A 21,432-nucleotide genomic window follows, 5' to 3' on the forward strand; every position below is an offset into this window, starting at 1 on the left:
AATAGGGCGAAAAAATGATTATTAAAAATATCAATAATTTAACAGAATCTGACCAAAACATAATATTTAACAGAAATAAAACAAATATAGAGGAAGTTTATCCAATCGTTAAAGAAATATTGGACAATGTGAAAAATAACGGAGATAGTGCTTTAAAATACTACACTGAAAAGTTTGATAAAGCAAATATTGATAATTTTAGAATAAGTAACGAGGAAATCGAAGAGGCATACAATTCAATAGATTATAAGATAATAGAGGCATTAGAAAAAGCAAACGAAAGAATAATAGAATTCCACAAAATTCAATTAGATAACTTAAAAGAATGGGATATTGAAAACAACGGCATAAAAACGGGGCAAATAATAAGGCCAATAGAAAAAGCTGGTTGTTATGTCCCAGGAGGTAGGGCTTTTTATCCTTCTACGGTTTTAATGACCGTAACACCTGCAAAAGTGGCAGGAGTGGAGAAAGTAGTTGTAGTCTCACCACCAGATGGAACAAAGGGAGCTCCTGCTACATTGGTGGCATCAGATATAGCCAAAGCTGACGAAATATATAAAGTTGGAGGGGCCCATGCAATAGGAGCTTTGGCTTATGGAACAGAAACAATACCAAAAGTAGATATTATCGTTGGTCCAGGAAATGTATTTGTAACTACGGCCAAAATGATGGTTTATGGAAATACTTCAATAGATTTTCCAGCAGGACCTTCTGAGGTTTTAATTTTATGCGATAATACGGCAAATAGTAAATTTGTGGCTTTGGATTTCATAGCTCAGGCGGAACATGACCCCAACGCATCATGCATAATTACCACCACATCTAAGGAACATGCTGAAAAAATTAAAAATAACATTGTAGAAATCATAAATAATAAAGCTACAAAAAGAACGGAAATAATAAATAAAGCACTAAATAATTGTGCAATAATCTATGGAAGTATGGAAGATTGTATAAACCTATCAAATGAATATGCACCAGAACATTTGGAAATAATTACGGAAAATCCAAGGGAAACACTAAAATATATTAAAAATGCGGGAAGCATCTTTTTGGGAAGTTATGCTCCTGTTCCTGTTGGAGATTATGCAAGTGGAACAAATCATGTTTTACCAACTAGTGGTTGTGCTAAAATGTATTCTGGTTTAAGTGTAGATACATTTATAAAAAAGCCAACGGTGCAAGAATTTACAAAAGAAGGACTAAAAAATATATCCGATATAGCCATAACCATAGCAGAGGCAGAAGGGCTTTACAATCATGCTGAATCCATTAAAAAGAGATTAATTTAATAATTTATTAATAATTTATTATTTTTTCTTTTTTTATATTCTAAATATTTTAAATATTAATATTTATTTAATAATTTCTCAAAACTCCGAAGGAGTTTTTACGATATGCAATAATCAGAGATTATTGAATCCCAGGGGGACCTCAAAATTCCAGAGGAATTTTTACAATAGGACGAATAAGGACGGTTATTGAACTTACTATATTTTAAAAGCGGTGAGTAAATGGCAATATTGTTTAAAGAAGTATGTGATATATTTTATAAAATAGAAAGCACAACAAAAAGATTGGAAAAAATGGAGTATTTTATAGAATTAATTAAAATGGTGGAAAATAAAAAAGCTCCACAAGATTTAAAAAAAATATGTCAAATTGCAGTTGGGAGAGTGTTTGCAGAGCATGAAAATAAAGAATTAGGAATTGGACCCAACATATTAATCGATGCCATAATATCCACGGGAATAAATAAAAAAACGATACAAAACACCATAAACCAGACAGGAGATATAGGAACGGCCCTAGAACAGTTGGGGCATAATATAAAACAGACCTCTTTATTTCAAACACCCCCTACGCTGGAAGAAGTATATACTACATTGAAAAAATTATCGACTATCGAAGGCGGACAATCTCAAAAAAAGAAAATAAGGCATATTTCAAGTATTCTTATAAAATCGTCCCCAATAGAACAAAGATATTTGGCAAGATTAATTTTAGAGGATATGAGAATAGGAATGAGTATTCCAACAATATTGGGGGCTTTTTCAAAATATTACAACCAACCCAAAGAAAATTTGGAAAAAATATATGCCGTAGTTAATGATATTGGGCTATTGGCGGAAAAATTGGCACAACGATGCGATATTTATAATGATGAAGAACTACAATTAAAAATATTTAGGCCAATTAAACCGATGTTAGCTCAACTCATTGGCTCCATAAATGATGCAATTATTGAAATGGGAGCTCCCCAATTTGAAACCAAATACGATGGTGCAAGAGTTCAAATTCATAAAAAAGATAATATAGTAAAAATATACAGCAGGAAATTAGAAGACATAACAAACTCCATACCCGAAATAGTAGAAGAAGTAAAAAATATTGAAGCTCAAAACCTAATTATTGAAGGAGAATGTGTAGCAATGGATAAAAACGGGAGACCTAGACCCTTCCAAGACATACTGCGGAGATTTAGAAGAAAATATAATATAGATTCCATACAAAGTGAAATAAATTTAAAGGTTTATGTATTTGATATTCTTTATTATAACAATAAATCATTGATAGAGTTACCATTAATCGAAAGAAGAAGCATATTAGAGAAAATACTAACCAACAAACATAATAAATTAAATATATCCCACAAACTAACCACCGACAACGAACAGAAAGCCAGAGAATTCTATGAATGGAGTTTAAGCATAGGGCATGAAGGCGTAATGATTAAAAACCCAAATGCAATATATACTCCCGGAAGCAGAGTAAGAACTATGTATAAATTTAAACCAACTTTGGAAAGTTTAGATGTGGTAATTACAAAGGCCAAAATGGGAATGGGAAAAAGAAAAGAATGGTATGGTTCCTTTGAAATTGCCGTAAAAGATTATGAAAATAATTTATACACCATTGGGCATGTTGGAAGTGGATTAACCGAGGAGGAGCTCCACAACCTGACAGAGCAAATAAAAAATATAACAATTGAAGTAATTAATGACGAGGCCATTGTAGAGCCTAAAATAGTTTTAGAAATATCCTATGAGGAAATTCAAGAATCGGATAAATACAAATGTGGTTATGCTCTTAGATTTCCACGAGTGGCAAGAATTAGGACAGATAAATCCATTGAGGACATAAATTCCATTGAGGATATTGAAAGAATATTTGATATTCAAAAAGGAAAAGGAAATTTATAATTAATCTTCAATAATTATATTAGATAAATTCATGAAAAAGACCGAAGATTGACTAAATAATTTTTGGGAGCTCCCATCATATATTTTATTATTTCATTTGCTCCAATATTATGGCAGGACATACTTTTTTTATACCCTCAATTCTTCCAATTTTATTAAATATTATTTCGGACAATTCTCTTCCATCCTTTGCCCATATTTCAGTCATTATCATATGGTCTCCTGTGGTAGTATATACTTTTTTAACTTCTTCATATTTACATAATTCATTTGCCACATGTAAAAAATCCTCGGGAATAGTGTCGAAACCAGTTAATGCAACTACACCATATCCAATTTTATTTGGTTCAACTATCACATTATATCCTTTGATAATTCCACAAGATTCCATTTTTTTTATTCTTTTTCTTATGGAGCTCTCACTAGTATTCAATTCTTTGGCTATTTCCGTAAATGGCTTTCTACCTTCTTCCATTAATATTTTTAATATTTTTGTATCTTTTTCGTCCATAATATCACAATTATTCGTAAATTATATATATGTTATTCGTAGGTATTATAATATCTAATATATAATATATAAATATGGGTGTTAAAATGACAATAGAAGTAATTGTGGATAGGGATAAATGCACAGGTTGCGGTAAATGCTATGCCGTATGCCCAAAAGCTGGAAAAATATTTAAAAAAGACAAAAACGGTAAATATTATGCCTATGACACAAAATTTTGTTTTAAATGCTATGCATGTACTGGAAGATGTCCAGTAAATGCTATAATTGTTAGAAGTAAAGAAGAAGAAAAAAATGAAAATAAAAACAAAGAAAAAATAAAACTATAATTTAGTATTATTTTCTAAGGTTTTTAATAATTCAATTGTATTAAACGAATTGTTAAATGCAAAATCAATAAAATCTTCAACAGAATTAAATAAATTATTATTATCTTTTATTATTTCATTGATTTTATTATATTGTTCTTCTTTTATCATTATATTTCGATATGAAGGATTATTATCCATAATTTCATTTAATATTTTTTTATCTTCCTCAGATTCTTCTATTGTTTTTGATATTATTATTTCTCTATCCAATGAAGAATTTATATTTATTTCACTGGTTATAGAGTCTATTTCATACAATTTATTAATTTTAAGTTGTTCTTCATTTAAAACATCTTTGTAATATATTGGATTTATATATTCATATTCGTTGTTTGTATTATGTGGCATCACATTTTGAGACTCCCTAAAATATACCACTGGTGCTATATATTTTATGTCCATTTTATTCCTCAATAGCCATTCTACAATATATTTTGAGTGCAAATAAATTTGTTCTAAAAAATGAGGCAAATCTGTTTTATTTTTATTTTTTATTTCAAATATGCACAATATACCATCAACTACCCCTACACCATCAAATTCACATTTTATATTGTGCCCTTTTTTATTTACTTCCATAATTACAAAATTTTTATGTAATTTATGCCCCCTCCATATTTTAGATAGATTATTTATCATAGGTTCTTCATAAAGATGCCTTGTATTTATTGGATAATCTCTTAATAATATTATTCTTTTATCATTGCTTGCAAAATCGATTAATCTAACCCCTTTCAAGGGGGGAACTGGAATTTTATTATTTTTGGAATTATTATTCAGTTTAGCATGTTCTTTATGGGGTTTAATTTTATCTTTAAGCTCCTCCAAAGCCCCCACATATTTAAAGGATTCATTGCATACACAACCACTAAGTAATATTTCAAAAGATTCAATTATTTCGTCAATAGAATCAATTTTATAAAATACAGAGTTTTTGGATTTTAAATTATTAAATTCATTATTATCAATATATTTATTTTCTATGTATATATACTCCTTACTTTCTTCATTAATTTTAACAATTAATCCATCATTAGCCTTATATAATATAATTTTATTTTTATTTAACAAATACAATAATATATTTGAAAATAAATTAATTATTTCATTATCATTTACATTCATATATCCTCACCATATGCCCCATATTTAAAAATTTATTATATATTTTAAGTATTATATTTTTTATATACTTATAAAAATCTTTTTAATTTATTTTATTTATACCGATATAATTTGGAGATAATATGAAGTATGAAGTCGTAATAACCTCAAAAAATAGTAAAACTAATGAAAATAACGGAGCTCCCATAGGAGTATATTATAAAAATGATAAAACCGTAGTTGCTCATCTTTATGAAGGTTCTCACACCTACGAAAATTTAAAAAATAACGATTATTTTGTAATAAATATAACTGCCCCATATGAAATAGCAAAATTTGTTTTAGACGATGGAATTAAAGAAGATTATGGACATATAAAAGGAGCTCCCTATTTATTAAATAGCCATAAAATACAGCTTGTAAAAATAGAAAATTACAAAATTACAAAATTAAATGATAAATATGGGGACTCCCATCTTATGATAATTAACGGAAATATTGAATTAGAAAAAGAACTAAATCCTCCAAAAATTGGGCCATACAATCGTGCCAATGGATTAATTGTAGAAATGGCAGTATTATATTCTCGATTAAATATCGTAGATAATGAAACAAAATTAAAACTTAAAAATGAAATGAATTATTATTTTAAAACCATTAAAAAAGTAGGCAGTGAAAAACATATTGAATTAGCCGAAAAAATGTTAAAAGAATAAAAGATAATATGGCATATATATTATTCCCCCAATAATCCACAAACTTTACAGAAATTTTTTAATATTTCTGCCCCATTTTCCGTATGAGATACTTCTGGATGGAATTGAACCCCATAAATTGGTTTTTCTTTGTGTTTCATTGCCTCAACTTCGCAAATATTAGAATAAGCCAATATTTCAAAATTAAGGGGAGCTCCTACAACTTCATCTTTATGAGACGCCCAAGCTGTAAATTCTTTTGGAACATTTTTAAATAAATCATTTTCTTCTTTTACAAATATTTTGGAATGGGCATATTCCTCAGATTCTGCCCTACCTATTTCTCCGCCGTATGCTTTTGCTATTATCTGATGTCCCAAACATATCCCCAATATTGGGAGTTTTGAGTTTAAAGCTATGTCCAAACAATTACTTGCTTTTTCGATATCTGGACCCCCGCTTAATATAATTCCTTTTATTTCTTTATTTTCTTCAATTTCCGCCAATGGTGTGCTGTTTGGAATTATTTTTGAAGGTATTTTTAAATATCTTAAACTTCTGTGAATTCTATGGACATATTGACCGCCATTGTTAAGAATTACAATCATATAATCACCAACTTATATTTGTATTATATTCTGCATATATTCTTATATATTCCTTTTATTTTGTAATTATTTCTATTTTATCTTCTCCAATATAAATTGTGTGCTCTGCCTGACTTACCATTCCGCCACCTCTGTCAATAAGTGTAGGATAACCATAAATACAGCCTGAATTCATAAGGGTTCTAAGTGCCATGGTATGTTTTGGAATTTTTGAAAACCATCTTTCTGCAAATGGCAAATATGCATGATTTTTTTCAATAATTCCCAACAATTTTCGAGCAGATGGAAGCCTAACAGGTCGCGGAGCTATGTATTTGTATATATATTTTTCTTTTCCATCTATTACCTGACCATGCCCATCTGTGGCAAATGGCTCGATTGCTACAATATCCCCAACATCAATTGTATATTTTGTATTTTCTGGCACATTTGGAACGCATATTCCAGAATGTAAATCATATTGCCCCATAACATGCCCTGAAAGGTTGGATATTGGTTTATACCCATAGCTGTTAATTACTTCTTTTATTATTTTTCCCATTTCCCCCACATTCATCGGTGGTTCTACCTCATTTATTACAGTTTTTAAGGCATCTTCCGACGCCTTTACTAAATCCTTGTATGAGTTGGATAAATCAACAGTTTTAGCACCATCTGCAATATATCCATCTACATGAACTCCAACATCAAGCTTTATGATGTCATTTTCAGAAAATACGGATTTATCCCCATAATATGGAGTATAATGTGCTGCAATATCGTTTATAGAAATATTGCATGGAAATGCTATTTCTCCACCTAATTCCTTTGTTCTATTTTCAACATGCTCCGCAACATCATATAATTTGGCATCTTTTTTTATTAATTTAATACCTTCCTCCATAACGATTTTATGAATTTCTCCAGCTTTTTTTAATTTATTATATATTTCTTCATTGGTCATTTTATCATCATTAAAATTAATTGGAGCTCCAAGGAGCTCCTATATTTTTATTTATTATTTTAATTAGTTCTTTTAATAACAATTGTTAGTATATCTTCATCTTCCAACACATGATTAAGTCCCACTCTTTGCCCGGGGTGTTTTGCCGATTTTCCCCAAATTTGAGCATATCTGAAATTCTTTACAAAATCCCGATGCAATCTATTACATACATCTTCTACGGTGGAGTTCTTTAAAACTATTAACGGGTCTTTCATATCAGCCTTTCCACCTTGGGGCCTCAAATAAAGCTTCATAAATCCAAGAGTATTAAAAATCTGGTCTTTTAATTCTTCAATATTAATATTTTTATAACCTGATACTAAAATATGTGCCCTATCTTTTAAAACTTCTTCAATTTTTTCTATATGTTCGGGCTCTGCCAAATCTATTTTATTTACTATCACAAGTGATGGAATATATTCTCTATTTCCACTAACTACATCAATAAACTGGTCTGCTGTGATGTCATCCCTTATTACAAGGTCTGCATTGTGTATTTTGTGTTCGTTAAGTATGGCTTTAATTGTATCTTCGTCTATTTTGGTAAGTGGAATTGTTGTATTGATATTAACTCCGCCCCTGTCCTTTTTTACAATTTTTACATCGGGTGGATTTTGGTCTAATCTTATACCTACATTATATAATTCTCTCTCGATTACCGGAATATGTTCCGGAGAAAATACATCAACAACAATCATGGCCAAATCTACGCTCCTAATTGCTGCTAAAACCTCGCTACCTCTTCCCCTACCAAAAGATGCCCCCGTAATAATTCCCGGTGCATCCAATACTTGAATTTTTGCCCCTTTATATTCCAATAATCCCGGGATAATTGTAAGTGTGGTAAAGGCATAAGCTCCAACTTCTGAATTAGCATTTGTAATGGTATTTAACAGCGTAGATTTTCCCACAGATGGAAATCCAACAAATGCCACTGTGGCATCTCCTGTTTTTCTCACAGCATAAGAGGGCCCGGAGCTCCCTGATTTTGGAGCACTTTGAGCATCTCTTAATTTTGCAAGTTTCGCCTTCAATATCCCAACATGCTTTTGAGTTGCCTTGTTATATTGTGTTTTCTTTAATTCTTCCTCTATATGCCTAATATCTTCCTGAATTCCCATTTAATTTCACCAAATAAATAATTATGTAAATTTTGTATGATTATAATATATAATAATATATACGCACAATATAAAAATTAGATTTATCGGAGTGAGCGAAGCGAACGAAGAGCTACAAAAACCGTTAGGTTTTTGTTCAAATAATGCAATTATATTATGATTAAAAATTGAAAAAAAAGAAATTTTATGAAATTTATATATTATTATATCATTATATGCCACATTATATAAATTATATAATAAATTATTTAGCCATTTCATCCATAGTATCTATTATATCTCCAACTTTTGGATTTACTATAAAATAATGATTCCAAGTTCCTTCCTTCCGCGCCTTAATTATACCCGACTTTTTCAAAATGTTTAAGTGATGAGATATTGTTGGTTGCGGTTTTTTTAACTCATCTATAATGTTACACACACACATACTCTCGTTTTCACTTAATAATTTTAAAATCATTAATCTAGTTGGGTCTGAGAATGCCTTGAACATTTCTGCCATATTTTCGAATTTTGTTTCATTTGCAATCATTTTTATCTCCTTAATTTATTTAATTATTTAATAGTTGTCACAATATGTTATATATTGTCTGAGCTTTTGGAATTCATACCTATATATTATGTTATATTTATAATTAATGTATATCTTAATTAGTATATATAATTATCATCATGCATAATTATTTAACTTTATCAATATCTGCAATGGATATTGATATGTTTTTGGGAGCTCCCGTATCTTTTAAAGATTCGACCACTCCTTTTAGAACATTTTTAATTATGTTGGCCACAAATGGATTCATCGGTATAGTTTTTCCATTGACATTTAATTTAACTCCGCTTTGCATAACACAGGCATTCCATTTTATATTATTTTTAATTACTTCCTCTACAAATAATTTACAGTTAAATCCACAGTGCCCACAATTTAAATTATATGATGGAATAATGCTTTTTTCGGCCACCAATTGCATAATTTCGTCAATATCATATTGATAATCATTTATAGCAAGAATTGTATGGGAATCCACCAATTCTAAACCTTCATCATCTTTTATCATGGCTATTTTTGGGATATTTAGTTCCTTTAATTGTTCTTTAAATCCTTCAATTATAACATATTCGTATTCTAACTCCAATTTAGATAATATCTCGTGAAGACTCATTCCATTATAATAAAATGCAGTTTTATCATCTGTCGATAGAACGGAAACTTCGGCATATTCTTTAAATAAATAAGAATCGGTATCTTTTTTATCTATTTCGGCATTTTCAAAACTATGTTTTATTGTGGCCACCTTAACATTTTTATCCATTAATTTTTTTAGTATTTCGCGGATAATGGTAGTTTTTCCAGATTTTTTAAAACCGATTACACCAATAGCTCTCATAACATCACAGTTTAAATTATAATATAATAATTTGTAGTATTTACAAACCACATTTTAAAAATATTTATTTAATAAAAAAATATAGTATGGTATGTTCAGGGACTTTTACAATGGGATAGAACCCACAATAAATATCCTTTAAATTACATTGAAATTACTATTATTTTTGGATATTTAAAAAACACATATTTTTAGAACATACTATAATTACATAATATTCATTTAATTATTTTAATATATAAAGTTTTTTAATTATATGAAAATAAATGCAAATGCACACATACATAAATAGATGAATACATACATACATTTCACATAAGTGGCTAAATATATAGATATAAATGTAGGTTCGTAGGTATTAATATATGGCAATAGCAAAAAACTAAAAAGGTGTGATTATGATATATATTGTAGGAGTTGGCCCAGGAAGCGAGGATTACCTAACATTAAAGGCGATAAAAACAGTGAAAAATGCTGACATAATTGCTGGAAGCAAAAGGTTATTAAATTTATTTGATATAGCAGATAGTTCAAAATTCGTTTTAACAGTAAATTTAAAAGAAGAATTAAAAGAACTACTTGATAAAAAGGAAAATTATTCTAATATTGTAATATTATCGTCAGGAGACCCCTGTTTTAGTGGATTATTAAAAACTGCACTAAATTATGTGGATAAAAAAGATATAGAGGTAATTTCAGGAATATCCTCAATACAAATTGCAGCATCAAAAATAAAAATATCATGGGAAGATTACACCATATTAACACTTCACGGTAAAGAGGAAAATAGGGAAAATCTGTTAAATCTAATAAAAAATAATAAAAAAGTAATATTTTTACCAAGTAATGTTAAAAAAGATATAAAATATTTATTGGATAATGGAGTAAATCCAAATAAAAAAATATGGATTTGTGAAAGTTTGACCTATCCTAACGAAAAAATAATATATGATAGTTTTGATAATATATTGAATGGTAAAAATGACATATCTTATTTCTCAGTATGCATAGTTGATTAAAAATTTATATCCTGTCATTTTTATTAGAAAAATCCCCTTCTTAATTAATAATAACCATAGTATAACTCAGGTGAAAATATTGAATCCCTGGAAAGTAATATTATATATAATAATTATTGGAGCAATTTCATATACTATGTTTAATCATGGTATGGATAGCCCACAAGAAATTGTTGAAAATAGTCCATATCCTGAATTTATGTTTGTAGATAGTAATGCCACATCAATTGTTATTAGCCACAATTCCGGGAAACATTTTTCCCCATATATATTCTATGGCATAGATGGGATATATTCCAACATACATTCTCCAAATGAAATTGCAATAAAAACCCCGTTCTGGTTTTTAGCATATCTTACACCATATCAGATGAATATGACTACGGGAAATGGATGCATATATATAAATTCGGGATATGTAGGAAAACCAGATACAAAATGGGTAGAATATATGTCCGATAGTAATGCCATTGCATATACTAATGATAGGGTGATATGTATGAGTTCAGAAGGAAAATATACAAAAATGGACATAATATTTCAAAATTACGGCGATATAAATATTGATGCCAATACATTAAATCTTAAAGATGTTAAAGTAATACAATCCAATATTGAAAATAAAGGAGATGTTGCAATTGTGCATTTAACATTAGATGCCCCATTGGAAAAATTTATTTCTAAAAATTAGGCGTGTTTGCATATCAACCATATTAATTATTTATATTTATAATTCGGGTGAAAAAATGGATATTATGCAGTTTGTTCCCGATTTAGGAACTGGTGCAATAGCTGGTGTAGTTATTGGTTGGGGACTAAAAAAAGCCATAAAATTAGTAATAGCCCTTATAAGTCTATATTTTTTAAGTTTGGCATATCTTGCTAACTTGGGTGTCATATCTATTAACAAAGATGCATTACTTGGCATGGTGGGCAATATGGGGAGCTCCGTAATAACTTATGGTAATCAAATGGTAGGTTTGATTCATTCATTATCACTTGGAGCCGGATTTGCTGGTGGACTTGCAATAGGCTTTAAAAAAGGATAATTATTTTTTATTTTTATAATATATTTTATAATATATTAAATATCAAATTTAAATTCCAATTTTAATATTTTTTTATTTTTAGTATGTTAAATATGTCGGTGAATAAACAATGAATGTTAGATTAAGAGATTTTGTAGAAACAGAAATCGGATTTTTTGCAGTGAATACCTATGAGCATCCCAAAGATAGGATATTTGCTTTTTTAAGATATTTAAATTTAAATGCCGTGGATAATGCAATGGAGATAATAAATAAATATGATTTAAATAGGCAGGACATACGAAATAACCAATATATAAAAATAACAGACACCTCAAAAACGCACGATATTTTAAAAGACAATTTTCCAGAATATTTATTTCACGATAAAACAAAAGATATAACACTTCATGCGATTCCAAAAAGCAAAATAATAAAAATACGGACCCCCCAAAATAGACTAAAAGAAATAATCAATAATCCAACAAATGAATTTGAAATAAAATGTAAAAAGATTGCCGAAATTCTAAATAAAAATGGATTGGATTATGGATGTATGGGAGTCTCTGGTTCAACAGTTATAAAATTGAACAATATTAATTCAGATATTGATTTTGTGATATATGGAATGGAAAATCATAAAAAAGCGAGAGGAATTTTAAAATCTATTTTCGATGAGAAACTTAACAAATATTGTGCAAATAATGATAAGGATAACAATAGTGGTAGTAGGAGTAGTAGTGGTAGTAGTAGTATTAAATATAATATTAAACCGCTTTCAGATGAATTTTGGAAAAAGGCATACAATAAAAGGATAAAAGATGGTACCCTATCTTATGAAGAATTTGTATGGCATGAAAAAAGAAAATACAATAGGGGAGCAATAAATGGAACAATGTTTGATTTACTTGCCACGCGGGAATGGAATGAGATTAATATTAATTATGGAGATTATATTTATAAAAATATGGGATTTATTGAGATAGAAGGCACAATAACCAATGATAAATATATGTTGGACAATCCTGCAATATATAATATTGAAAATGTAAAAATAACCAATTTGGAATTAAATAAAAAAATAAATAAAAAAATAAATCCAAATAGCATAAAAGAAATAGCTTCTTTTACCCACACCTACGCAGGTCAGGCATTTGAGGGGGAAACCGTAGTAGTAAGGGGAAAATTGGAAACCGTCAGTAGCAAAAACGAAAATTATAATAGAATTGTTGTAGGGACATCAAGAGAGGCGCTTAACGAATATATTAAATTACTTTAATATGGTTAAATTTTTAGGAGCTCCTTACATTCGATATATCAACTATATTATGTAAAAAGTTCTCGAACACATCATAATTTTTTTAGATTGGACAAACATACAAATTAATATATAAAGTGCCATATTATTAACATATTAAACCAATTAGAGGTAAAAATTAGGTTTTTACCGCCCCTTCGGAATTTGACTTTTAAAATCTCAAAAAATCCATTCAAGATTTTTATATGGGGTCATGGGCAGTAGCAAAATCTAATTTTATAATTCCACTAAAAACATACCATATATAAAAAACGGTGAAATAATGTTTGAAATAAAACACAGAGATGCCATGGGCAGAATCGGAAAATTAAAAATAAATGGAAAAATAATAGAAACTCCAACAATTATGCCTGTTGTTCATCCAAATCCAAAAAAACAGACTGTTTCAATAGAAAAAATTGAAAAATTAGCATCCGTAATTATAACCAATTCATATATTATTAATACCAATCCAGAATTAAAAAAAATAGCAGAAGAAAAAGGAATTCATAATTTAATAGGATTTGATAAGGTAATAGTTACAGATAGTGGTTCATTCCAATTAAGTGTATATGGAGAAATTACCGTTGAACCAGAAGAAATAATTGAATTTCAAGAAAAAATCGGCGTAGATGTTGGAACAATATTGGACATTCCAACAGCACCATATGTACAGAGAGAACAGGCCGAAGAAGAATTAAAAGAAACTCTTAGAAGAGCAGAATTATCTGTAAAGTTAAGAGATGAAAAAAATTATAAATTATTATTAAATGGAACTATTCAAGGTTCTACCTACATGGATTTAAGGCAGGAAAGTGCTAAAAAAATGAAGGAATTGGATTTTGATATATATCCAATTGGGGCTGTTGTTCCATTAATGGAAAATTATGATTATGCTCAAGTTATTGAAATAATATTAAATTCTAAAAAGGAGCTCCCTACAAATAAACCTGTGCATTTGTTTGGTTGCGGACATCCTATGATGTTTGCCCTATCTGTGGCATTAGGATGCGATTTATTTGACAGTGCTGCTTATGCATTATATGCAAAAGATGGACGATATTTAACAGAATCAGGCACCCTTCATTTAGAGGATTTAAAAGATTTAGAAAAATTCCCATGTTCATGTCCTGTATGTATTGAATATACTCCAAAGGAATTGGCAAAAATGGAAAAACGCAAAAGAACTGAATTATTAGCCGAACACAATTTATACATTACATTTGAGGAAATTAACAGAATTAAACAGGCAATTAAAGACGGTAATTTATGGGAGCTTGTAGAGGAAAGATGTAGGGCACATCCAAAATTATTGGAGGCATATAGAAAAGCATTAGAATATAATGAATTTATCGAAGAATTCGACCCCATTACAAAAAAATCTGCCTTCTTTTACGGAGGATATGAAAGTTTATATCGTCCAGAAATTATAAGGCATAAAAAACGATTAGAAAGAATAAAATCAGACAATATATATATTACAACAATATCGAACGATATTAATAGACCATACAGCGAAAATACAAATATGATGGATAGCGATGCACTGGTCCTTATTAAAGATGATTTATTTGGATTAGTGCCTTTATCAATTGATACAGTTTATCCACTGTCCCAATGCGATAATCCAAAGTTATATTGTTATGAAAAAATACATAACAATGAGTTTGTTGAGGAATTTAAACAAAATAACAAAGATAAAATAATGGATATAACTTCATATAATTACTATATAAATCATTATACTTCCAACGCCAACAAAAATAAAGTAGGTAGTGACGCCATCAGAATAAACAATATGATTCAATATCAATATGGATTTAAATTAAATGATGAGGAATTAAAAAAATTAATAATAAAAAGAAGTAAAAAAACAAATAGAATTAGAAATGTCCTTATACCAACAGATGGAAACAACAAAGAAGTATTATTTACACTTCGTTCAAATGATAATTTATTAATTCCTGCAAAAGAGGGGGCAAAATTAATTCATGAAAAATTACCATTTCCAAAATATAGGGTTGTAATTGATAGCGAAGTTGAGGAATTTGCAAGAGATGGAAAATCCGTATTTTCTAAATTTGTAATAAACTGCGATAAGGAATTAAGGCCTTATGAGGAAGTAATTATTGTAAATGAAAATGATGAATTACTTGCCTATGGAACAACATTATTAAATGGTAAAGAATTAGGGGAATTTAATTATGGTGCTGCTGTTAGTGTAAGAAGTGGATTTAAATGATGCAACCGTATATAATATATATCATATAAATCTAATATTACATATTTAATTTTTGTTAATTTTTTGAACTATTGATGCATATTGGCGGGAGATTATGAATCTACTAAAAAATAAAAAAGGTCAAACATCCCTTGAATTTTCAATGGTATTGCTTGTCATAGTATTACTTTCAGTGGTATCCATATATAACTTTTTAAATGATAATTTTGACGAAGAAGATAAAACAATAAATAAAATAGAAGTTGGAGTGACGAAAGCCGTTAGTTTTGTAAATTCAAGAGTTAATGGCACATATGTAAAATATCCAATATCCTATTTAGGTATGTCATATAATGAAAATAAAACCAACATTAGCATATATATAAGAAATGGTAGTTCCGTAAATCTATATACTAAAAATTTTATAAATTCCACAATATATAATGACCAAAATATAAATTATTCAAAATATAAAATAAATATATATTATGTAGATTAATTTTTAAGATTATTTAAATTAGGGGATAATATGGCGTGTATCGACAATTACAGTTATAATATAATATTAAAAGGCTCGTTTAAAGAATGTGCAAAATATATTAAAGATAACTATAAAAGTATCAGGGAGCTCCAAGCAGGCGATGAAGTGATAGAAGGAGTAATGCTAATAGGAAAGCCACCAATACCTGTGGCGTATGAAGAAGACTACATAATATTCCCATATACAAAACCTTGTCATGGTAGCTATGTTTTAAAGGTGCCGTTGGAGGAATATATTGAAAGCGAAACAAAAAATAAAAAAAATAAAAAAGAAGAAGAAAATTCCGATAGCAAAAATAAAAGTATGATATCTAAATTAAAATTTTGGTAGGTGGTATTTTGAGAGTTATGATATTATTGGGCTGTCCTGAGCCCCCCGTATTAATTCCTTCCTGTATTTCCCTTATTAATATGTTAAAAGAGAAAGGTTGCGAAGTTGTAATTTCCGCAAATCCTGCGGCTTTAAAATTGATTGAATCGGCTGATCCTGAAAAATATTATTTAAAGGATGTAGGGGCCCAAAGCATAGATGGAGGATTAAAAAATAAGTTTCCAGTAGATTTAATAATTGGAATGGCACATAATGATGCTGCTGTTAATTATATAATCACATATAAATCAGTATATGATGCAAAAACTGTTGCAATGGTATTTGGAAAAAATATTAACAATGAATTAATAGAGGATTTAATGGATGAAGAAATACCATGTCAAACTGCCAAAGCATTCCACAACCCAACCCCAGTAATTGTAAAATTAAAAAAGATTGTTGAGGAATATGTTTAATGAAAATATAAACATAGAAGAGATAAATCCATTATTTAATGAAATAAAAAAATTATATCGTCAATATTTTGAATATTCCATTAAAAGAAAATGGTTAGAAGTTCCAGCAGATATACAATATAGAGAAATTGGATATGGATATTTAAAAAAAGTAGATGATAGAAATATTGTTTTTAATAATGAAATGGACTATAAAAAATGGGTTTTAAAAAAATCCCCATTTCATTTATATAAATCTTTAACATACACGGAGCTCCCTGAAAAAAAAGGAGGGGCGTCTCAAAAAAGATTGATAAAAAGAGAAATAGCCTTTGATATTGATGTCCATATGACAAAACGATGCACCCACAAAGATGAAGGTTGGATATGTGAGCACTGTTTAGAGGAGGCAAAAAACCAAACCCATATATTAATTGACGAGTTTTTAATACCTGATTTTGGTTTGTCTCCAAAAGATTTAAGAATTGTTTTCTCTGGAAATAGGGGGTACCATATATATCTTAATCCAACAGATGAAGAAATAAAAAACACAATAGAGCATTGGAGTAGATATCAAAGAAGATATTTTATAGAATATATACTCGGAAAAAATTTAAATTTAAATATCGTAGGTAGTGGTTGGAGAAGAAGAATATTAAAACAATTTAAAGAGAAAACCCCCAAATTGGGAACAAAACAATTTGAAAAAAATCCTAATTGGAAGGCCATTATTGATAAAAAAAGTAATGCCAATAAAATAATGGATAGGATAAATTATACTAAAAATAGGTTGGAATTAGATGAAAAAGTAATGGAAGATGATATTAGATTATTGAGAACTATTGGGTCATTGCATGGTTATACTGGTTTTATGGTTAAAGAAATAAAATATCATTCTTTGGAAGTTTTTAATCCATTAAATCATGCGGTTTTTTCTAAATTCCATAAAAAATATGAAAAATATTATGTCGTAAAAATAAATCAAAAATTAGACGATTTAACCATAAATGGGGAAACCTACAACCATAAAAATACAGAAATACCGCCAAGTTATTTATTATTTTTATTTGGGCATAATATAGATATGGAAGTTAAAAATATACAATAAATATAATGTGATAAAATGATATTTATAACGGGAACTGACACAGGAGTAGGAAAAACCTTTGTTTCTAAAATAATCGGAAAACACTTAAAATACAAAGAAAATATAAACACAGGATATTTAAAACCAATAGAATCGGGAGGTATCGAGGATACGGCAACCTTAAAAGAGGCTTTAAATTTAGATGAGAATTTAAATATATTAAATCCAGTGAATTTAAAAAACCCATTATCTCCGAATATTGCCGCTGAAATAGAAAATAAACCAATAGATTTAGTAGAAATAAAAAAATCTTTTGATTTATTAAAAAATAAATATGATTTTTTGATTATTGAAGGTGCTGGGGGGGTGGCAGTTCCAATAAAATACAATAGCTTTTTGATGTCTGATTTGATTGTTTATTTGGGAGCTCCTGCCATAATAGTATCAAGACCTGATTTAGGGACTATAAACCATACCCTTTTAACAATTGAACATTTAAGAAATAAAGGAATATTGGTAAAAGGAGTTATAATAAACTGTATTAATGAGCTGGATACTGTTTTACATTACGAAAAAACTTTTGAAACGATAAATAGATGCGGAAATGTGGAAATTATTGGAATTGTTAAAAATGAAAATGAATATAACATTAATTTTGATAAAATAATTGGATAGAATTTTTTTAGGGAATGTCCTCAATATGTTTGTTATTAGAGCAATAAAAAATATCCTGCAATAATAATAGATGATACCAACGACAATATAAAACCTACTTTTATCATATCCTTTTCACTTAAATGCCCCTCTGCAAAAACTATGGCATTTGGAGGAGTTCCTACTGGGAGCATATATGCACAGGATACGGCAATACCCACAGGTAATGCAATTAATTCTGGACTTATATTCAGTTCCATTGCGGCGGCTACTAAAACAGGCATTAAAACGCTTGCAACTCCCGTATTGCTCATAACATTAGTTAATAGCATGGAAAATACAATTATTCCAAATATAAACATTGAAAGTGGAATGGCATTCATAAAACTTATTAAAATATTTGCAATAAATTCTCCCGTTCCAGTTGTGGATATTATACTACTTAAAGATAGAGCTCCTCCAAAAAGCATCAACACACCCCAATCAGTAGAGTCATCCAAATCCTTCCAATCAATTAGTTTTAAGGAAAACAATAGAATTATACCAATTACGGCAATTATGGAATCCATATAGCTACCTACGCCAATTAAATTTGCAATTTTTCCGCTAATCATCCATAATATGGCAATTGATAAAAATACAATAAATGTTAAAATTGTTTTATTTGTATATTTAAAATCATTATTTAACTTAATCTTATGATTCTTTACATTTGGCTTAAAGTAAAGATATAATATGGCATAAATTACAGGCATTAGGATTAAGCTCACCGGAAATCCCACCTTAAACCACTCCGAAAAACCCATATTTAAAGAACTGCTTGTTATGGCATTGGGGGGGCTACCAATTATGGTTGCAATCCCTCCAATGTTTGCAGAGTATGCAACACCCAAAAGAAGAAATGAATAAATGTTTTTAATCTTGTTTCGTTCATCTTTATCTTTATCATTTAAATCCATACCTTCATAAGATAGTAAACCAAGTGCGAGAGGCAGTATTATCAATGTTGCCGAAGTGTTGCTTATCCACATTGAGAGAACATAGGCCGTTAGCATAATTAAAAAGCTTGCGATTTTAAAATCTCCATTTCCCAATTTAACAATCTTGTAGGCAATTATTTTGTCTATATCGTGCTTTTTTAATGAAGATGCCAAGGCAAATCCTCCCAAAAATAAAAATATAATAGGATGTGCAAATGATTTGAAGGCATCTTTTACATCAAAGATTCCAAAAATAACTGCAAATACTGGAATAAATAATGCCGATACGGACAGTGGAAACGCCTCGGATATCCACAGAATAGATATAAACAATAATATGGATAATCCCTTTTTTACTCCTTCATCTGCGGGGAAGAACATCAATATTAACATCATAAGTAATAAACTGAAAAATAAAACTATGATATTATCTATTTTCTTTAACACTCTGCACCCCTTGTATCAATTATGGTAATTTATGGCGTATAGAATTATAAATCCCCTAAAACTATTTTTGCATACTTCAACATATGATTTATATCTTCCTTATTATTGTATTTAAAAAGTATTTGTTTAGATTTGGCTTCATTATATATTATACTAAAATTTGTTTTTCTAAATTCAATATACTTTTTAAAATAATTTTTAATTAAATAATCTCCTTTTTAGAATAATTGCATCAAAACCACACATTTCGTGGCAACAATAACAATTTATACATTTTTTGGCATCAACTTTAAAATTAGATATTGTTATGGCATTTACCGGGCATACCATTTCACAAATTTTGCATTTTCTACATCTTCTTTTATGTATTTTTGGTTTTTGAACCATAATTGAAAATATTAATTTTATAACTTTTGGTGGCAATATTGACATCATAAAATAAGTATCTGGCTTTTTGAATTTCATTTTAGGTATTTCGTTTATATCTATTGGATTGTCGTTATTGCTGTCGTTGTCATTATTATCCACACATAATATGTTTAATTTAGCACCATTTTTTAAAATATTATTTGTAATTATGTCATTTTCATTATATCCCATATATTGAGAAGCCAATATATCAACTGCAATGGCACTATTTGAGGCAATTACTATCTTTGAGTTTATACTTTTACCGTTGCTTGGTCCATTTCCTTCCATTCCATTAATGCCGTCCATTATAGATATTGTTTTTTTATTTTTTGTTATGACATTGTGGAGCTCCCCGACAAATTTTGCAAAATCATTTTCTTTACTATATATTCCATGTAATTTTGGTTTCATTCCCCCCGGGATACAACCATATAAATTTTTAACTGCTCCTGTGTATTTCATAAGTATATGTGTTTTTAATTTTGGTAAATTTATTATTAAATCACTATCTACTAATGATTTTGGGAGGTGCAATTCATTTCCCATAACTTCTATTTCAACTGTTTCATCACCTTCAAAAGGTAGCCATTTTATATTATGTTTTTCGCAAATTTCTTTTATCCTCGATACTTCAAATGAGTTTTTTGTATTATATCCCGAAGAATCTCCCACAATTATTTTATTTTTATCCACTTCATTATTTAAAAGATATAATATAACCCATTCCAAAAATAGCGGATGTGTAGTTGCATTTCGTTCTGGTGGATAAGGCCCCAACACATTTGGTTTTATTAATATTTTATTATATTCCTTTAAATTTAAATTATTAAAAACTTTATCCAATATTTTATTTTTATTATTTAGTGAACCATAATTTTCTATTTTTGAATAATAAACTTCCATTCTATCCCCGTAAAAAATATTTGTAGTACATTCAAGAACTATTTACGCCTAAATATATGGTATGTTCCAATATTTTTTTTATTATCAT

Annotated in this window: 23 protein-coding genes; 14 read left to right on the plus strand and 9 right to left on the minus strand. The window is 28.8% G+C overall.

Annotated features, from left to right (window positions below):
* The first annotated feature begins 14 nt into the window (after positions 1-14).
* Positions 15-1,295: a histidinol dehydrogenase gene (hisD, locus tag MAEO_RS04345; protein ID WP_011973577.1), complete on the plus strand. Its 1,281-nt coding sequence runs from the start codon at positions 15-17 to the stop codon at positions 1,293-1,295.
* Positions 1,296-1,523: 228 nt separating this feature from the next.
* Positions 1,524-3,206 carry an ATP-dependent DNA ligase gene (locus MAEO_RS04350; RefSeq protein ID WP_048062490.1) on the plus strand — a complete coding sequence of 561 codons (1,683 nt, stop codon included), beginning with the start codon at positions 1,524-1,526 and terminating at the stop codon, positions 3,204-3,206.
* A gap of 88 nt (positions 3,207-3,294) precedes the next feature.
* Here the strand turns inward: MAEO_RS04350 and MAEO_RS04355 are convergent, their stop codons facing one another.
* Entirely contained in the window at positions 3,295-3,717 is a 423-nt protein-coding gene (locus tag MAEO_RS04355) for an Lrp/AsnC family transcriptional regulator (protein ID WP_011973579.1), read from the minus strand.
* An 86-nt stretch (positions 3,718-3,803) separates the two neighbouring features.
* Here MAEO_RS04355 and MAEO_RS04360 point away from each other — a divergent pair, with 86 nt between their 5' ends.
* A complete protein-coding gene (locus MAEO_RS04360; RefSeq protein ID WP_011973580.1) occupies positions 3,804-4,046 on the plus strand; it encodes a 4Fe-4S dicluster domain-containing protein in 243 nt (80 codons plus the stop codon).
* Here the strand turns inward: MAEO_RS04360 and MAEO_RS04365 are convergent.
* Entirely contained in the window at positions 4,041-5,213 is a 1,173-nt protein-coding gene (locus MAEO_RS04365) for a hypothetical protein (protein ID WP_011973581.1), read from the minus strand. The two genes, MAEO_RS04360 and MAEO_RS04365, sit on opposite strands and share 6 nt — an antisense overlap.
* Before the next feature lie 122 nt (positions 5,214-5,335).
* Between MAEO_RS04365 and MAEO_RS04370 the strand changes: the two genes are divergently transcribed.
* A complete protein-coding gene (locus tag MAEO_RS04370; protein ID WP_011973582.1) occupies positions 5,336-5,908 on the plus strand; it encodes a DUF447 domain-containing protein in 573 nt (190 codons plus the stop codon).
* Positions 5,909-5,928: 20 nt separating this feature from the next.
* Here the strand turns inward: MAEO_RS04370 and MAEO_RS04375 are convergent, their stop codons facing one another.
* From MAEO_RS04375 to mobB, 5 genes are all read right to left on the minus strand, one after another.
* Positions 5,929-6,495, minus strand: a complete 567-nt coding sequence (locus MAEO_RS04375) for a GMP synthase subunit A (RefSeq protein ID WP_011973583.1) — start codon at positions 6,493-6,495, stop codon at positions 5,929-5,931.
* Positions 6,496-6,550: 55 nt separating this feature from the next.
* Positions 6,551-7,438 (minus strand): type II methionyl aminopeptidase, encoded by an 888-nt coding sequence (gene map / locus MAEO_RS04380; RefSeq protein WP_011973584.1) that lies wholly within the window; start codon positions 7,436-7,438, stop codon positions 6,551-6,553.
* Between the two features lie 59 nt (positions 7,439-7,497).
* Complete coding sequence (locus MAEO_RS04385) at positions 7,498-8,601, minus strand: OBG GTPase family GTP-binding protein (protein WP_011973585.1); 1,104 nt, start codon at positions 8,599-8,601, stop codon at positions 7,498-7,500.
* 244 nt (positions 8,602-8,845) lie between these two features.
* Positions 8,846-9,133 (minus strand): ArsR/SmtB family transcription factor, encoded by a 288-nt coding sequence (locus MAEO_RS04390; RefSeq protein ID WP_011973586.1) that lies wholly within the window; start codon positions 9,131-9,133, stop codon positions 8,846-8,848.
* Positions 9,134-9,281: 148 nt separating this feature from the next.
* Positions 9,282-9,992: a molybdopterin-guanine dinucleotide biosynthesis protein B gene (mobB, locus tag MAEO_RS04395; protein WP_011973587.1), complete on the minus strand. Its 711-nt coding sequence runs from the start codon at positions 9,990-9,992 to the stop codon at positions 9,282-9,284.
* A 398-nt stretch (positions 9,993-10,390) separates the two neighbouring features.
* On the opposite strand from mobB, the gene MAEO_RS04400 reads away from it, so the two are divergent.
* From MAEO_RS04400 to bioD, 10 genes are all read left to right on the plus strand, one after another.
* Complete coding sequence (locus MAEO_RS04400) at positions 10,391-11,011, plus strand: cobalt-precorrin-7 (C(5))-methyltransferase (RefSeq protein ID WP_011973588.1); 621 nt, start codon at positions 10,391-10,393, stop codon at positions 11,009-11,011.
* A gap of 79 nt (positions 11,012-11,090) precedes the next feature.
* Positions 11,091-11,702 (plus strand): hypothetical protein, encoded by a 612-nt coding sequence (locus tag MAEO_RS04405; RefSeq protein ID WP_011973589.1) that lies wholly within the window; start codon positions 11,091-11,093, stop codon positions 11,700-11,702.
* 55 nt (positions 11,703-11,757) lie between these two features.
* Positions 11,758-12,060 carry an FUN14 domain-containing protein gene (locus MAEO_RS04410; RefSeq protein WP_011973590.1) on the plus strand — a complete coding sequence of 101 codons (303 nt, stop codon included), beginning with the start codon at positions 11,758-11,760 and terminating at the stop codon, positions 12,058-12,060.
* Positions 12,061-12,169: 109 nt separating this feature from the next.
* Positions 12,170-13,318 carry a hypothetical protein gene (locus MAEO_RS04415; RefSeq protein WP_011973591.1) on the plus strand — a complete coding sequence of 383 codons (1,149 nt, stop codon included), beginning with the start codon at positions 12,170-12,172 and terminating at the stop codon, positions 13,316-13,318.
* A gap of 301 nt (positions 13,319-13,619) precedes the next feature.
* A complete protein-coding gene (gene tgtA, locus MAEO_RS04420; RefSeq protein WP_011973592.1) occupies positions 13,620-15,578 on the plus strand; it encodes a tRNA guanosine(15) transglycosylase TgtA in 1,959 nt (652 codons plus the stop codon).
* 94 nt (positions 15,579-15,672) lie between these two features.
* Positions 15,673-16,056, plus strand: a complete 384-nt coding sequence (locus MAEO_RS04425; RefSeq protein WP_011973593.1) for a class III signal peptide-containing protein — start codon at positions 15,673-15,675, stop codon at positions 16,054-16,056.
* Between the two features lie 30 nt (positions 16,057-16,086).
* A complete protein-coding gene (locus MAEO_RS04430) occupies positions 16,087-16,428 on the plus strand; it encodes a DUF1894 domain-containing protein (protein ID WP_011973594.1) in 342 nt (113 codons plus the stop codon).
* A gap of 8 nt (positions 16,429-16,436) precedes the next feature.
* The gene (locus MAEO_RS04435; protein WP_011973595.1) at positions 16,437-16,883 is read left to right on the plus strand and encodes a DUF1890 domain-containing protein; all 447 of its coding nucleotides are present in this window, start codon (positions 16,437-16,439) and stop codon (positions 16,881-16,883) included.
* Entirely contained in the window at positions 16,876-17,970 is a 1,095-nt protein-coding gene (gene priS / locus MAEO_RS04440) for a DNA primase catalytic subunit PriS (protein ID WP_011973596.1), read from the plus strand. The genes MAEO_RS04435 and priS overlap by 8 nt, the downstream gene beginning before the upstream one ends.
* Before the next feature lie 15 nt (positions 17,971-17,985).
* Positions 17,986-18,624 carry a dethiobiotin synthase gene (gene bioD, locus MAEO_RS04445; protein WP_011973597.1) on the plus strand — a complete coding sequence of 213 codons (639 nt, stop codon included), beginning with the start codon at positions 17,986-17,988 and terminating at the stop codon, positions 18,622-18,624.
* Positions 18,625-18,659: 35 nt separating this feature from the next.
* Here the strand turns inward: bioD and MAEO_RS04450 are convergent, their stop codons facing one another.
* Both MAEO_RS04450 and MAEO_RS04455 read right to left on the minus strand, forming a co-directional pair.
* Positions 18,660-20,030 (minus strand): SLC13 family permease, encoded by a 1,371-nt coding sequence (locus tag MAEO_RS04450; protein ID WP_011973598.1) that lies wholly within the window; start codon positions 20,028-20,030, stop codon positions 18,660-18,662.
* Positions 20,031-20,228: 198 nt separating this feature from the next.
* Positions 20,229-21,344 (minus strand): DUF362 domain-containing protein, encoded by a 1,116-nt coding sequence (locus MAEO_RS04455; protein ID WP_011973599.1) that lies wholly within the window; start codon positions 21,342-21,344, stop codon positions 20,229-20,231.
* Positions 21,345-21,432: the final 88 nt, after the last annotated feature.

Source organism: Methanococcus aeolicus Nankai-3, assembly GCF_000017185.1.
Taxonomy (GTDB): Archaea; AGJL01; Methanococci; order Methanococcales; family Methanococcaceae; genus Methanofervidicoccus; species Methanofervidicoccus aeolicus.

What these genes read in the sequence shown, in the direction of transcription:
- hisD (WP_011973577.1), top strand. Translation starts at nt 15, where the DNA reads ATGATTATTAAAAATATCAATAATTTAACAGAATCTGACCAAAACATA.
- MAEO_RS04355 (WP_011973579.1), bottom strand. Translation starts at nt 3,717, where the DNA reads ATGGACGAAAAAGATACAAAAATATTAAAAATATTAATGGAAGAAGGT.
- MAEO_RS04360 (WP_011973580.1), top strand. Translation starts at nt 3,804, where the DNA reads ATGACAATAGAAGTAATTGTGGATAGGGATAAATGCACAGGTTGCGGT.
- MAEO_RS04365 (WP_011973581.1), bottom strand. Translation starts at nt 5,213, where the DNA reads ATGAATGTAAATGATAATGAAATAATTAATTTATTTTCAAATATATTA.
- MAEO_RS04370 (WP_011973582.1), top strand. Translation starts at nt 5,336, where the DNA reads ATGAAGTATGAAGTCGTAATAACCTCAAAAAATAGTAAAACTAATGAA.
- MAEO_RS04375 (WP_011973583.1), bottom strand. Translation starts at nt 6,495, where the DNA reads ATGATTGTAATTCTTAACAATGGCGGTCAATATGTCCATAGAATTCAC.
- map (WP_011973584.1), bottom strand. Translation starts at nt 7,438, where the DNA reads ATGACCAATGAAGAAATATATAATAAATTAAAAAAAGCTGGAGAAATT.
- MAEO_RS04385 (WP_011973585.1), bottom strand. Translation starts at nt 8,601, where the DNA reads ATGGGAATTCAGGAAGATATTAGGCATATAGAGGAAGAATTAAAGAAA.
- MAEO_RS04390 (WP_011973586.1), bottom strand. Translation starts at nt 9,133, where the DNA reads ATGATTGCAAATGAAACAAAATTCGAAAATATGGCAGAAATGTTCAAG.
- mobB (WP_011973587.1), bottom strand. Translation starts at nt 9,992, where the DNA reads ATGAGAGCTATTGGTGTAATCGGTTTTAAAAAATCTGGAAAAACTACC.
- MAEO_RS04400 (WP_011973588.1), top strand. Translation starts at nt 10,391, where the DNA reads ATGATATATATTGTAGGAGTTGGCCCAGGAAGCGAGGATTACCTAACA.
- MAEO_RS04410 (WP_011973590.1), top strand. Translation starts at nt 11,758, where the DNA reads ATGGATATTATGCAGTTTGTTCCCGATTTAGGAACTGGTGCAATAGCT.
- MAEO_RS04415 (WP_011973591.1), top strand. Translation starts at nt 12,170, where the DNA reads ATGAATGTTAGATTAAGAGATTTTGTAGAAACAGAAATCGGATTTTTT.
- tgtA (WP_011973592.1), top strand. Translation starts at nt 13,620, where the DNA reads ATGTTTGAAATAAAACACAGAGATGCCATGGGCAGAATCGGAAAATTA.
- MAEO_RS04425 (WP_011973593.1), top strand. Translation starts at nt 15,673, where the DNA reads ATGAATCTACTAAAAAATAAAAAAGGTCAAACATCCCTTGAATTTTCA.
- MAEO_RS04430 (WP_011973594.1), top strand. Translation starts at nt 16,087, where the DNA reads ATGGCGTGTATCGACAATTACAGTTATAATATAATATTAAAAGGCTCG.
- priS (WP_011973596.1), top strand. Translation starts at nt 16,876, where the DNA reads ATGTTTAATGAAAATATAAACATAGAAGAGATAAATCCATTATTTAAT.
- bioD (WP_011973597.1), top strand. Translation starts at nt 17,986, where the DNA reads ATGATATTTATAACGGGAACTGACACAGGAGTAGGAAAAACCTTTGTT.
- MAEO_RS04455 (WP_011973599.1), bottom strand. Translation starts at nt 21,344, where the DNA reads ATGGAAGTTTATTATTCAAAAATAGAAAATTATGGTTCACTAAATAAT.